The 13,053-nt window shown below is 59.9% G+C and carries 11 protein-coding genes and 1 pseudogene; 7 read left to right on the forward strand and 5 right to left on the reverse strand.

Annotation, left to right across the window (positions count from 1 at the left end; genetic code table 11):
- The first annotated feature begins 52 nt into the window (after positions 1-52).
- Positions 53-970, forward strand: a complete 918-nt coding sequence (locus GF111_RS00345) for an ABC transporter substrate-binding protein (RefSeq protein WP_102779662.1) — start codon at positions 53-55, stop codon at positions 968-970.
- Positions 971-1,025: 55 nt separating this feature from the next.
- Here GF111_RS00345 and GF111_RS00350 read toward each other — a convergent pair whose 3' ends face one another.
- Positions 1,026-2,804, reverse strand: coding sequence for a sigma-54-dependent Fis family transcriptional regulator (locus GF111_RS00350; RefSeq protein ID WP_147190889.1), 1,779 nt, complete (start codon positions 2,802-2,804; stop codon positions 1,026-1,028).
- Positions 2,805-3,080: 276 nt separating this feature from the next.
- On the opposite strand from GF111_RS00350, the gene GF111_RS00355 reads away from it, so the two are divergent.
- Entirely contained in the window at positions 3,081-4,601 is a 1,521-nt protein-coding gene (locus GF111_RS00355; RefSeq protein WP_038873027.1) for an aldehyde dehydrogenase family protein, read from the forward strand.
- Between the two features lie 66 nt (positions 4,602-4,667).
- Here the strand turns inward: GF111_RS00355 and adhP are convergent, their stop codons facing one another.
- Complete coding sequence (gene adhP, locus GF111_RS00360) at positions 4,668-5,684, reverse strand: alcohol dehydrogenase AdhP (protein WP_004928541.1); 1,017 nt, start codon at positions 5,682-5,684, stop codon at positions 4,668-4,670.
- Between the two features lie 268 nt (positions 5,685-5,952).
- Here adhP and GF111_RS00365 point away from each other — a divergent pair, with 268 nt between their 5' ends.
- Positions 5,953-6,153 carry a hypothetical protein gene (locus GF111_RS00365; protein ID WP_038873021.1) on the forward strand — a complete coding sequence of 67 codons (201 nt, stop codon included), beginning with the start codon at positions 5,953-5,955 and terminating at the stop codon, positions 6,151-6,153.
- 65 nt (positions 6,154-6,218) lie between these two features.
- Here GF111_RS00365 and blh read toward each other — a convergent pair whose 3' ends face one another.
- Positions 6,219-7,508: a bifunctional sulfur transferase/dioxygenase Blh gene (blh, locus tag GF111_RS00370; RefSeq protein ID WP_038873017.1), complete on the reverse strand. Its 1,290-nt coding sequence runs from the start codon at positions 7,506-7,508 to the stop codon at positions 6,219-6,221.
- A gap of 17 nt (positions 7,509-7,525) precedes the next feature.
- Entirely contained in the window at positions 7,526-8,311 is a 786-nt protein-coding gene (locus GF111_RS00375) for a sulfite exporter TauE/SafE family protein (protein WP_080346932.1), read from the reverse strand.
- 191 nt (positions 8,312-8,502) lie between these two features.
- Here GF111_RS00375 and GF111_RS00380 point away from each other — a divergent pair, with 191 nt between their 5' ends.
- Positions 8,503-9,741, forward strand: coding sequence for an FAD/NAD(P)-binding oxidoreductase (locus GF111_RS00380; protein WP_147191650.1), 1,239 nt, complete (start codon positions 8,503-8,505; stop codon positions 9,739-9,741).
- A gap of 118 nt (positions 9,742-9,859) precedes the next feature.
- Positions 9,860-10,153: a SelT/SelW/SelH family protein gene (locus tag GF111_RS00385; protein WP_004928553.1), complete on the forward strand. Its 294-nt coding sequence runs from the start codon at positions 9,860-9,862 to the stop codon at positions 10,151-10,153.
- A gap of 6 nt (positions 10,154-10,159) precedes the next feature.
- Here GF111_RS00385 and GF111_RS00390 read toward each other — a convergent pair whose 3' ends face one another.
- Positions 10,160-11,101: a LysR family transcriptional regulator gene (locus tag GF111_RS00390; protein WP_038873009.1), complete on the reverse strand. Its 942-nt coding sequence runs from the start codon at positions 11,099-11,101 to the stop codon at positions 10,160-10,162.
- 97 nt (positions 11,102-11,198) lie between these two features.
- Here GF111_RS00390 and GF111_RS00395 point away from each other — a divergent pair, with 97 nt between their 5' ends.
- Both GF111_RS00395 and GF111_RS00400 read left to right on the forward strand, forming a co-directional pair.
- Positions 11,199-12,398, forward strand: a complete 1,200-nt coding sequence (locus GF111_RS00395) for an MFS transporter (protein ID WP_147191648.1) — start codon at positions 11,199-11,201, stop codon at positions 12,396-12,398.
- Between the two features lie 94 nt (positions 12,399-12,492).
- A pseudogene (locus GF111_RS00400) lies at positions 12,493-12,987 on the forward strand (TIGR00645 family protein).
- Positions 12,988-13,053 lie beyond the last annotated feature (66 nt).

A 13,053-nucleotide genomic window follows, 5' to 3' on the forward strand; every position in this document is an offset into this window, starting at 1 on the left:
GAGATAGTGCAACGACCCTGTGACAATCCTAATAATGAAGGTAATTAACATAATGATAGATAGCAAAAAGATGATAGTGATGGCGGCGCTGCTGAGCTTTTCCGCCGCGGCCGCGCCAGGGGTAGATATCGTCGCCAACGAAACGCCGATCCATACGGTGAAGAACGCCGAGGCGGTCGCCAAAATCCCCGCCGGTTTCAAGTTCGTGGAGCCCGGCACGCTGACGGTGGCCATTTCCCTGCTGGGCAGCGGCCCGCCGTTCGGCCTCTATGCCCGCGACAATAAAACGGTGATCGGCAGCGAGGCGGACATCGCGCGCCTGGTGGCCGACGGTTTGGGGTTGAAACTCAAGCTGGTGCCCACCTCGTGGGAAGACTGGCCGCTGGGGGTGGCCTCCGGCAAATATGACGCCGCGGTTTACAACATCACCGTAACCAACGAACGCAAGACCAAATTCGATTTCGCCACCTATCGTCAGGATACGCTGGGGTTCTACGTCAAATCCGACAGCAAGATCACCCAGATCAACACCGCGCCGGATATCGCCGGTAAAAAGATCATCGTCGATTCCGGCACCAACCAGGAAGCGGTGCTGCTGGCCTGGGACAAGGAGAACCGCGCCAAGGGACTGGCGCCGCTGCAGCCGGTGTACGTCACCGACAAGGCCGCCTCCACGTTGGCCATTCAGTCCGGCCGCGCCGACGCCACCTTCGGGCCCAACGTCTCCGGCGCTTACCAGGCGCGGCTGACCGGCAAAACCCGGCTGGTAGGCATCGTGCCCGGCGGCTGGCCGAAAACCGCCAACATCGCCGTCACGCTGAAGAAAGGCAACGGCCTGGTGGACGCGGTGCAGGCATCGCTCAACGGCGCCATCGCCAACGGCAGCTATCTGCAGGTGCTGGATCGCTGGGCGGAGAGCGACGAGAAGATTGCCCATTCCGAGATTAACCCGCCGGGACTGGGAGACTAAAACATGCACCGGCCCCGCATCGAGGGGCCGGCTATTGATGATCAATCATGATGTTTCATTCCGCCGCCGCTTTCTGCTTTCCCAGCTTGCGGTACAGCGTGCTGCGCGAAACGCCGAGCGCCTTCGCCGCCCGGCTGAGATTACCGCCCGCCCTGCCGATCGCCGCCTGCAGCGCCTCCAGGCCGGTATCGGCGTTATCCTGGCGCGGCGCCAGCACCGCGATGGACTGCGGCAGATCGTCCAGGGTGAGCACCGCATGATCGTCCGCCAGCGCCAGCAACACCTTGAGCGTACTCAACAGCTGCCGCACGTTGCCGGGCCAAGGGTAGCGCGCCAGCATCGCCAGCGCCTCCGGCAGCAGGCGAATGTCGCGCCGCTCGCCGCCCAGCTCTCGCCACAGCTGCAGAATGAAGGCTTCCAGCTGCGCCCGCTCTCTGAGCGGCGGAATGCGCAGGCTGTATTCCTGTATGCGGTACAGCAAATCCTCACGAAACGCCCCCGCCTGTACCTGCCGAGGCAGATCGTGGTGCGTGGCGCAGACCAGCGCGAAATCGACCGGATAAGCGCTGCGGCTGCCGAGCGGCGTGACCGTTTTTTCCTGCAACACCCGCAGCAGCCGCGTCTGCAGGCCCGCCGGCATGTCGCCGATTTCATCGAGGAACAGCACGCCGCCGTCCGCCTCGCGGATCTTGCCGATATAGCCTTTCGGGTTGGCGCCGGTAAACGCCCCCGGGGCATAGCCGAACAGTTCGGACTCGATCAGCGGCTCAGGCAGCGCCGCGCAGTTGATCGCCACGAAGTTGCCGTTGCGCCAGCGGCTCTCTTGAAACAGGCGTCGGCTGAAGTGCTCCTTGCCGCAGCCGGTTTCGCCGGTCACGCACAGGGAAAGACCGGCATTGAGAATGCGCAGCGCCTTCTGATGCTGTTCGTCATGCCTTTCCGCCGGCGGCGAAACCGAACGCAGGGCGCTGACGCGGCGCTGCGGCGCCTCGAGCAGGGAATAATAATGCCGTTGATTGCCGGCCAGCGTCTGGTGCGGTGCGCCGGAAGGCTGTCGCAGCAGATCGGGGAACAGCTGGGCGAACTCAACCGAGCCGAATGCGGCCGGTAAAAGCTGGAACTCCAGCATCGCCAGCCGATTGGCGGCGACCAGCACTTCGTCGTGAAACACCAGCAGCAGCTCCTGCGCACTGCCCAGGCTACCGGCGTCGGCGTGCAGGCGCAGCGTCCAGTGACGATCGGCGATCGCGCTTCTGACCCAGCGGTGTTCGATATGTCGCACCGCCTGCATGATCAGGCGCTGTGCATCGCGATACGGCCGCTGCGCGGGGGCGGAAAGATCCAATATCCCGGCAATGTGGCCATCCGGCCGGTAGATCGGCGCGGCGGTGCAGTTCAATCCGGCATTTTGGTTGAGGTAATGCTGATCGCCGCGCACTTCGCAGAACGCGCCCAGCGCCAGCGCGGTGCCGATGGCGTTGGTGCCCCGCTCCGCTTCCCCCCACGGGTTGCCCGGCGCCAGCGCAAAGCGCGATGCCTTATGCAGAAAATCGGTATTGCCGCGGGTTTCCAGCACCAGCCCGTCGGCGTCGGCAATGACCACAATGGCGGGCTGGCGCGTAATTTGCGCGCCCAGCTGCTCGATCAGCGGCTGCACCCGTTGCGGCACCCAGTCGTTGCGGCTGCGCCGCTCTTCGAGCAACCCGGCTTTGATGAACGAGATGTGCTGATCGGCGCGCGCCAGGCCGTAGCTCCGGCTGCGCTGCCAGGATTCCGCCAGCGGATGGGTCAACAAACTGGCGCCCTCAGTGGGCAAGCGGTCGTCAGGCAACATGCGTTTCTCCCCCCGTTCGCGAGTGTTGCAAATATGTATCATAGATGTGTACCAGGCGTTGCGACACGGGACACAAAAAATCATCGCCGGCGGCGGTACCGCTCTATTCGCCAAGCCATATCCGTTTTTAACACGCTAATAAATAAGTTCTTTTAACGAGCATCTTCGCCATTCATCAATCTGGCACGGGGCGTGCTTCTCCCTGCTGCGGCGGCATGCCGCACTCACAGGCGCAGCGCAATAGCGCCGGTTATCATCTGCAGAGAGGTGCTTCACATGAAATATGTCCACCCCGGTTTGCCTGGCTCGCTGGTTTCGTTCCGCAAACGCTATGGCAACTACATTGGCGGCAAATTCGTCGAACCGGTATCCGGCAACTACTTCACCAACACCTCGCCGGTGACCGGCCAGCCGATCGCCGAATTCCCGCGTTCCGACGCCAAGGACATCGAGCTGGCGCTCGACGCGGCGCATGCGGCGGCGGACGCCTGGGGCAAAACCAGCGTGCAGGAGCGCTCCAACGTGCTGCTGGCGATCGCCGATCGCATCGAAGCGCGGCTGGAGATGCTGGCGCTGACCGAAACCTGGGACAACGGCAAACCGATCCGCGAAACCCTGAATGCCGATCTGCCGCTGGCGGTCGACCATTTCCGCTACTTCGCCGGCTGCCTGCGCGCGCAGGAAGGCACCGCGGCGGAGATCGACCAGAACACCGTGGCCTACCATATCTATGAGCCGCTGGGCGTAGTCGGCCAGATCATTCCGTGGAACTTCCCGCTGCTGATGGCCGCCTGGAAACTGGCGCCGGCGCTGGCGGGCGGTAACTGCGTGGTGCTGAAACCGGCGGAACAAACCCCGCTTGGCATCAGCGTGCTGATGGAAGAGATCGGCGATCTGCTGCCGCCGGGCGTGCTCAATGTGGTGCAAGGCTTCGGTGCCGAGGCCGGCGAAGCGCTGGCGCGCAGCAAACGCATCGAGAAGATCGCGTTCACCGGCTCCACACCGGTCGGCCGCCATATCCTCGCCTGTGCGGCGGAAAACATCATCCCCAGCACCGTCGAGCTGGGCGGCAAATCGCCGAACATCTATTTTGAAGACATCATGCAGGCGGAGCCGGAGTTTATCGACAAGGCGGTTGAGGGGCTGGTGCTCGGCTTCTTCAATCAGGGGGAGGTTTGCACCTGCCCTTCACGCGCGTTGATCCAGGAATCCATCTACCCGCAGTTTATGGAGAAAGTGCTGGCACGCATCGCCACCATCCGCCAGGGCGATCCCTTCGACACCGAGACCATGATCGGTGCCCAGGCGTCAAAACAGCAGTACGACAAGATCCTGTCGTACATCGACATCGCTAAAAACGAGGGCGGAAAAATCGTGGTGGGCGGCGAACCCGCCCAGCGTGGCGACGAAGTGCAAAACGGTTTCTACCTGCAGCCGACGTTGATTACCGGCAACAACAGCATGCGCTTCTTCCGCGAGGAGATCTTCGGGCCGGTGATTGGCGTCACCACCTTCAAGGATGAGGCCGAAGCCTTGGCGCTGGCCAACGACACCGAGTTCGGGCTGGGCGCCGGGCTGTGGACCCGCGACATCAACCGTGCCTACCGCATGGGCCGCGCGATCAAAGCCGGGCGCGTGTGGACCAACTGCTACCACCTGTATCCGGCGCACGCCGCGTTCGGCGGCTACAAGAACTCCGGCATCGGGCGCGAAACCCACAAGGCGGCGCTGTCGCACTATCAACAGGTGAAAAACCTGCTGGTCAGCTACGACGCCAAACCGCTGGGCCTGTTCTGATTAGGGCGTAACAACAAGAAGGCCACCCGCAGGTGGCCTTCTTATTTGCATGGTTGATGGCGTGATTTATTTCGCCATGCCGAGATCGATCACCATGCGACCGCGAATGGTGCCCGCCTTCATCTCGTCGAAGATGGCGTTGATATCGCCCAGTGGCCGTTTGGTCACTTTCGGCGTCACTTTTCCTTCGGCGGCGAACTGGAACGCCTCTTTCAGATCTTCGCGCGTGCCCACCAGCGAGCCCACCACCTGAATGCCGTCCAGCACCAGGCGCGGAATGCTCAGATCCATGCTCTCCGGCGGCAGCCCCACGGCCACCACTTTACCGCCGGCGCGCACCGCATTCACCGCCGAGTTGAAGGCCGCTTTCGCCACCGCCGTCACCACCGCCGCGTGAGCGCCGCCGGTTTGCTGCTGAATGATCTCCTCCGCGTTTTGCGTTTTGGAGTTGATGGTCAGATCGGCGCCGATCTGTTTGGCGAACTCCAGCTGGCCGTCGTTGACGTCGATGGCGATCACCTTGGCGTTAAACACGTTCTTGGCATACTGCAGCGCCAGGTTGCCCAGCCCGCCCAGGCCGTAGATGGCGATCCACTGCCCCGGCTTGATATCGGAAATCTTCACCGCCTTGTAGGTGGTAACGCCAGCGCAGGTGATGCTGCTGGCGGCGAAAGAATCGAGCCCGTCCGGCACTTTCACCGCGTAGTCCGCCACCACGATGCACTCTTCCGCCATGCCGCCGTCAACGCTGTAGCCGGCGTTTTTCACCGAACGGCACAGGGTTTCGTTGCCGCTGACGCAGTATTCGCAATGGCCGCAACCCTGGTAAAACCAGGCGACGCTGGCGCGGTCACCCACTTTTAACGAGGTGACGCCCTCACCGACGGCGGAGACCACGCCGATGCCCTCATGCCCCAACGTAATGCCCGGCACCTCGCCGAAATCGCCGTTTTTCACGTGCAAATCGGTGTGGCACACCCCGCAACACTCCATTTTCAACGCCGCCTCGCCGTGCTTCAGCGGGCGCAGCACTTTATCCTGAATGTCTACGGTATGGTTTTTCGTCACTACGGCAGCTTTCATGGTGTTTTCCTTAGCAGAATGGGAGGTACAGTTGTTAATGTAGTGACTGTATTCGATGAGGGCAAGCGCCGCGTGTTTTGTGTAAAAACAAATAATTAAATATGAATCAGCATGATTATTTCATAAAAAACAATTAACAGACGGCGCGATCTCATTCGGATTGACAGCCGCCCCAGCGGCGGCGGATGATAAAAATGGCCAGGGTTGCACACGTGTCATCAACGAGGCGTGATTGGGCCACCAACGCAAAATGGAGAGGCAACTGCACATGTTTTCCAAAATACAGTTCCGCTGGTGGAGCGTGCCACTGGCGTTGCTGCTTACCGTTGCGCTGTTTATGGCGCTGGATAGCTGCGGAGTAACCCAGGGGGTTAGCGGCCTATTGCGTTCGCTGCTCGTGGGCAGCGTCAGCGTTATCTTGCTGTATGGCATCAACCGGATTGCCGCAAAACAAACATCCAGCCGCTGACACCACGGCCCCGCTGCCGGTGCCAACGATTTCTGTCCAATCCGCCTGAAATTTTGCTGTTCGACTCATCCCTTAAATCGATTCACGGGGATTTTCAGATAGTGTTGCCCATCGTCTTCACAGTCAGGCAGAACGCCGCCGCGAATATTGACCTGCAGCGCCATCAACATGAGTTCCGGGTGCGGCAGCGTGGCGTCCCGCTGCTTTCTTTGCGCAATAAACCGAGATTTATCCATGTTGACCACCCAAGGATTGTTCTCGCGCTGCTCTCTCACGGTGCTTTCCCAGCGGGCCTCACGCCCCGCCGGGCGGTAATCATGGCCGGTAAACAGGCGGGTATCCGCCGGCAGGCTCAAGATCCGCTGCAATGACTCCCACAAGGCCTCCGCATTGCCGCCAGGAAAATCGGCCCTTGCGGTACCGCTGTCCGGCATGAAGAACGTATCGTGGATAAACGCCGCATCCGCAATGCAGTAGGTGACGGAAGCCAGCGTGTGCCCGGGAGACAGCAGAACCTCAGCGCGCAGGTTGCCGATAAAAAAGACGTCCCCGTCCGCGAACAGCACATCCCAGACGGTGTTGGCCGCAGGCAGGTCTTTTAAATTATAGATCTCTTCCCACAGCCCCTGAACGGCGGTAATTTTTTCACCGATGCCGGTGAAGGCGCCGGTTTTCTGCGCCAGCCAGGTGGCGGCCGAAAAATGATCGGCGTGCGGGTGCGTATCCAGCACCCAGGCCACTCCCCACCCCCGTTGATGGATAAAATTCAGGATATCCTTGGCCTGTTGATGCGAGACCGTGCCCGATCGGCGGTCAAAATCCAGCACCGGGTCGATAATCGCACAGCGGCGCGCCTCGGGATCGGCAACAACATACTGCAGGCTGCCGCTTTCCGGCTCATAAAACGCGTGAACTTCCGCAGTGGCCCGCACGGACCGATGCTTGTCATACCAACTGAGCGCCTTATCGGCGTCCGCGCCGTATTCGTCGCATTGGCGGCGAAACTGCGCTTCATCTATCTGACCTTCGCGCAGCGCATACAGCAGGGAAAGGCAGGCAGAGCGAGCCCCGCTTCTGCAGTGCGCCAGGGTTTTCTTGCCTTGTCGCAACAGAAACTGGAAGGTGTAAACGGTCTCCCAGGTCAGCGTATCGAACGTATAAGGGAGATAGACGTAACGCATTCCCCCTTGTTCTGCCAACGCTTTCTCTTGCAGATGGTCAAGATACTCCCCCGGCTCCTCGTCCGGCCGATTGTTGACGATAAGGCGGTAGCCCTGTTGAGACAGCGCCTTGAAATCACTCGCTTCAGGCGCGCCCGAAAAGGAGAGTTGAGGGTGGTAAATGCAGATGCGCATGTTTTTTTCCTTCCGTTTCATAGGCTTTTAAATAACATATACAGGGCCAGCGCCAGCAGCATGACGGCATAGAGCACATTGATAATGTCCTCGCGTTTTTTCAGACGCTCGGCGAGCGCCACCCCCACCACGCCCCCCAGAACGCCGCCGACGATGAGCCAGCACGTAATCGCGATCGATACCTTTCCGGACATGGCGTAGCTGGCGCTGGTCGATAGCCCCATGGCCGCCACGACCACCAGTGAGGTTGCCACTGCTTCAACCATCGAAAAGCGGAAAAACCAAACCAGCGCCGGCACAACCAAAAATCCGCCGCCAATGCCCAGAAAGCCCGCCAGCCCGCCCAGAGCGAGGACGCTGGGCCATACGATGGCGGGATGAACGGCAGCATGGGGGGATGGCAAGGGAGTGCCGGCAAGGTGATTTCTTTTCAGCGTCAATCCGGCGACAACCAGCATCAACAGGGAGAAAGGCAGGGTCAAGTAATGTCCGTCCGTGATTTTTCCCATCTGAGACCCCGCCAGAGCCCCCATGACAGCGACCAGCGAAACGACAACCCCGGTCTGCCACCTGACGTTGCCTTTGGCAGCATGCGCGGCGAGGTTGATCAGCGCGTTAATGGCCACAGACATGGCGCTGGTGCCTATAATCAAATGCGTATCCGGCACTTTCACCATATACAGCAATAATGGCACGCAGACGATTGAGCCTCCGCCGCCGGTCAGGGCCAGGAGGAATCCCACAATTCCCCCGGTGACCACTAACAGCATCACGATATAAAAACTGAAATGGAAAAAATCCACTGCCCTAATCCCTTAATGATGCTCGTGCCATTTATTAACGATCAGTTCATTGGCAATGTCAAATAACTTATTTCAATTTGTTATTACATATAGCAAAATGGAATATATGATTTTTTATATAACCACAAGTTCTATGAATTAGCTTTTAATCTGGACAACAACCCCCTACTTTCTTATGAAAGGAGGCCTGCATGAAACCAGAAAAAATAAACACCCAGAAAAACGTCGTTGTTATTGGCGGCGGTTCATCCGGAATAGGTATCGCGGCAAGCATAAGGAAGCGAGTTAAAAACATCGATATAACGATAGTGGAACCTAACGACTGGCATTATTATCAACCGGCATGGACCCTGGTGGGCGGCGGGCTCTTTGATATCAATAAAACACGGCGTTCCCTGCGCGCTGTCCTGCCCGCAGGAAGCGCATGGGTACAGGATAGCGTTATCAGGGTTGAGCCCAGTCAAAAATACATCGTGACTCGCCAAGGGCAGAAAATAAACTATGACTTTCTTATTGTTGCGTGTGGCCTCGTTTTACGCTGGGATAAAATAGAGGGCCTTGAAGACACCCTGGGACTAAACGGCGTCACCTCTAATTATCGCTTTGATCTTGCCGAATATACCTGGAAACTGGTTCGGGAAATGAAAAGCGGCCAGGCGATATTTTCTCAACCGACGCTACCCATAAAATGTGCCGGCGCACCGCAAAAAGCCTTGTATTTATCATGCGATCACTGGAGACGCCAAGGCATTCTGAATAATATTAACGTCAATTTCTGCCTTGCAGGTACGGCGGTTTTCGGCATTCCGCAATTTGTCCCCCCGCTGAACGCGTATTTGGGGAAATACCGTGCACAGGTCAATTTCAATCATAATTTAATCCGTGTTGATGGCAAGAATCGGCAAGCGACATTCGCCGTGGAGACCAATGCAGAAGGAACCCGCGAGTTAACCCTGCCCTTCGATATGCTCCACGTGGTGCCGCCTCAATCGGCTCCGGCGTTTATTTCGCAAAGCGGACTCGCTGAGGGTTCCGGCTGGTGCGATGTGGATAAATTGACGCTGCAGCATAAGCATTGGCCGGATATTTTTGCGGCAGGTGACTGTTGCTCAACGCCAAACGCCAAAACCTTAGCGGCAGCTCGAAAGCAGGTGGTGGTGGTGGCGGAAAACGTCGCGGCACTGATTCATGGCGCCCCCCTCACTGCCCATTATGATGGCTATGGTTCCTGTCCATTGACGGTCGAGAAAGGCAAAGTTGTGCTGGCAGAGTTTGGTTACGACGGTAAATTGCTGCCTACGTTTCCCCTGCTCGACGCAACCCAACCCAGCCGTATGGCCTGGTGGCTGAAAGCCTGGTTTTTACCCCGGTTTTATTGGGCGGGCATGCTGCGTGGGGTTGAATGGTTTGCCGGCAGCAAGCGACCGTGACGCACACTCAGCCACCCATGCCACAGCAGACGCTTGACTATTTGGCGAGACAAAGCCACCATCGTTTGCAGATCCATCAGGCTGATTGCGAGCCGTTACCCCTACCGGTCGATCATCGATGAAAAATGCCCCCGCAGTGACGATCCACTACTGTTCACAATGCAACTGGCTGCTGCGCGCCGGCTGGATGGCGCAAGAGCTGCTCAATACCTTCGGCGACGATCTCGCCTCCGTCACCCTGATGCCGGGCACCGGCGGGGTCTATCAAATCAGCGTCGATGGCGTGATGATTTGGGATCGCAAAATTGACGGCGGCTTCCCCGATGCGGCGCAGCTGAAGCAGCGGCTGCGCGATCACAGCTTCCCCGATCGTTCTCTCGGCCACAGCGACGGTAAGAAAGCCAGGCACTGAACGGCGTCAGCCCGCCGCCGGCGGCCGCGCGCCGAGAATGCGCGGCATCACTTCTTTCATCATTTCCATGAACTTGCGCAGGCGAGCCGGATAATAGCTGGCGTAGGGATACAGCAGGTAGATCGGCAGCGGCGCGGCGCGCCAGGCCGGCAACACCGTTTGCAGCGCCCCGTCGGCCACATCGTCCCGCACCAGCCAGGACGAGACTATCGCGACGCCCAGCCCCTCCAGCGCCGCCTTGCGCACCGCGTACAGGCTGTCGGTGCTCAACCTCGGCGTGATATCGAACCGCCCCTGCTCGCCGCGCTCAACATGGGTCAGCACCACTTCATTGCGATAAAAACTGTTCAACGCCAACCACGGCAACCGCGCCAAATCGTCAAGACAGCGGACCGGCTCTCGGCTCGTCAGCAGCGCCGGTGACGCTACTGTGCTGCGCGGCACCTCCGCCAGCAACACCGCCACGACCGACGGATCGGTCACCGCACCGACGTGAATGGCGCAATCCACGCCTTCGGGAATAAAGTCCGGAGAATGATCGTTCAGCGTCCACTCAACGTAAGTTTGCGGGTAGCGCCGCAAGTACTCGCCCAACGGACCGATCAACTGATCCTGGCCGAAAGCATGCGGCGCTCGCACGCGCAACACGCCGACCGGTTCGTCGCGCGCGCCGCCCAGCCCTTCCTCCAGACTTTGCCATTGTTCGATCAGCCCCCGCGCCTGTCGGTAACAGCGCTCGCCGTCGTCAGTCAGTTTGAGGGCGTGAGTCGTCCGCTGGATCAGTTTGGCGCCCAGCAGTTGCTCCAACGCCTGCAGGCGCCGACTGATCGTCGGTTGTGAGGTGTCGAGCTGCAGCGCCGCTGCCGACAGGCTGCCGCTTTCGACGATGCGCACCAGCGTATGCAGCAAAGTTATGCGGTCGCCGTTGGGTAAATTAATTTTATTCATACGTTAAGTGTATAACAGTTTTACCTGCGAGGGGGCTACAGCGGAATGAAGCAAGGGGTAAAAATGGCCGCACATTCACTTCGCAGGGATCGTTGTCATGAGCACTTCCGCCACCTACGGCGCCCCGTCCGCCAACGTCGTATTTCTGCTGGCGGCCGGCGCCGGCCTCAGCGTCGCTTCAATCTATTACAGCCAGCCCATGCTCGGCATGATGGCCGCCGATTTTCACGCTGGCGTCGCCGATGCCGGCATGGTGCCGACGCTGACCCAGTTGGGTTATGCGCTGGGCATTTTGCTGTTGGCGCCGCTTGGCGACCGGTACGATCGCCGGCGGATCATTCTGATAAAAGGCGTGCTGCTGACGCTGACGCTGCTGCTTTGCGCGTTTTCCGCCTCGTTCCCGCTGTTGTTGCTCAGCAGCCTGGCGATAGGCCTGACCGCCACCGTCGCGCAGGACATTATCCCCGCCGCCGCCACGCTGGCGCCGGAGGCCAGCCGCGGCAAAACCGTCGGCGCGGTGATGACCGGGCTATTGGCCGGCATTCTGCTGTCGCGCGTGTTCAGCGGCGCGCTCGCCGAGTACGCCGGCTGGCGCAGCGTTTACGCGCTGGCGGCGCTGGGCGTTTTGCCGATCACGCTGGCGATCTGGCACATGTTGCCGCGTCTTCGCCCCCATAACGCGCTGAGTTACCCCGCACTGCTGCGCTCGCTGGGGCATCTGTGGGCCGCGTATCCCGAGCTGCGGCGCGCAACGCTGGCGCAAGGTTTTCTGTCATTGGGCTTCAGCGCTTTCTGGTCAACGCTGGCGTTGATGCTGGCGGAGCGCTACCAGATCGGCAGCGCGGCGGCCGGCGCGTTTGGCCTGGCGGGGGCGGCGGGTGCGCTGGCGGCCCCGTTGGCGGGAAGTCTGGCCGATCGGCACGGCCCTGACGCCGTGACCCGCATCGGCGCGGGACTGGTCCTGGCCGCCTTCGCCCTGATGTTTCTGCTTCCGCTGTTGCCGCTCCCGGCGCAGCTGGCGCTCATTGCGCTGAGCGCCGTCGGATTCGATCTGGGCATCCAGGCGACGCTGATCGCGCACCAAACCATCGTCTACGGTCTCGATCCGGCGGCCCGCAGCCGCTTGAACGCCCTCTTGTTCACCGGCGTATTCATCGGCATGGCGAGCGGCGCCGTCCTCGGCAGCCGCATTCTGGCAAGCGCGGGCTGGCCGGGCGTCGTGGCGCTGGCGACGGCTGCGGGGGCCGTGGCGCTGTGGATCCGCAGCGGGCGCAAAACGGCGCGCGTAGCGGCCTGAGATCGCCCTTTACCGGCGCAAGCGGTTGATTTCGCCCGGGTCTCCTGCGTTATACTGAGCGCTCTTTTAGCCACGTAATTAATAAAATTTTATGATTGAACGCTTGCTCGAAAACACGATGTACGCCTCCCGTTGGCTGCTCGCACCGGTTTATGTCGGCCTTTCACTGGCTCTGGTCGCCCTGTCGATCAAGTTTTTTCAGGAGATCCTGCATGTCCTGCCCAACATTTTTTCTATCGCCTAAGCCGATCTGATCCTGACCCTGCTGTCGCTGGTCGACATGGCGCTGGTGGGCGGGCTGTTGGTCATGGTGATGTTCTCCGGGTATGAAAACTTCGTCTCACAGCTGGATATCACCGAAGGGAAAGAAAAGCTGAGCTGGCTGGGCAAAATGGACGCCACCTCGCTGAAAAACAAAGTCGCCGCCTCCATCGTCGCCATCTCCTCCATTCACCTGCTGCGGGTGTTTATGGACGCCAAGAATGTGCCGGACAACAAGCTGATGTGGTATGTGATCATCCATCTCACCTTCGTGCTGTCCGCTTTCGTGATGGGCTATCTGGACAAGGTCATCCGTTCCAAGCACTAACCACGCGTTACCACACCCGATCGCCAGCATCGGGTGCTTCCTTCCTCTCCATTCTGCGCCTGTTTC

It is taken from the genome of Serratia sp. HRI (assembly GCF_010119335.3).
Taxonomy (GTDB): Bacteria; Pseudomonadota; Gammaproteobacteria; order Enterobacterales; family Enterobacteriaceae; genus Serratia; species Serratia nevei.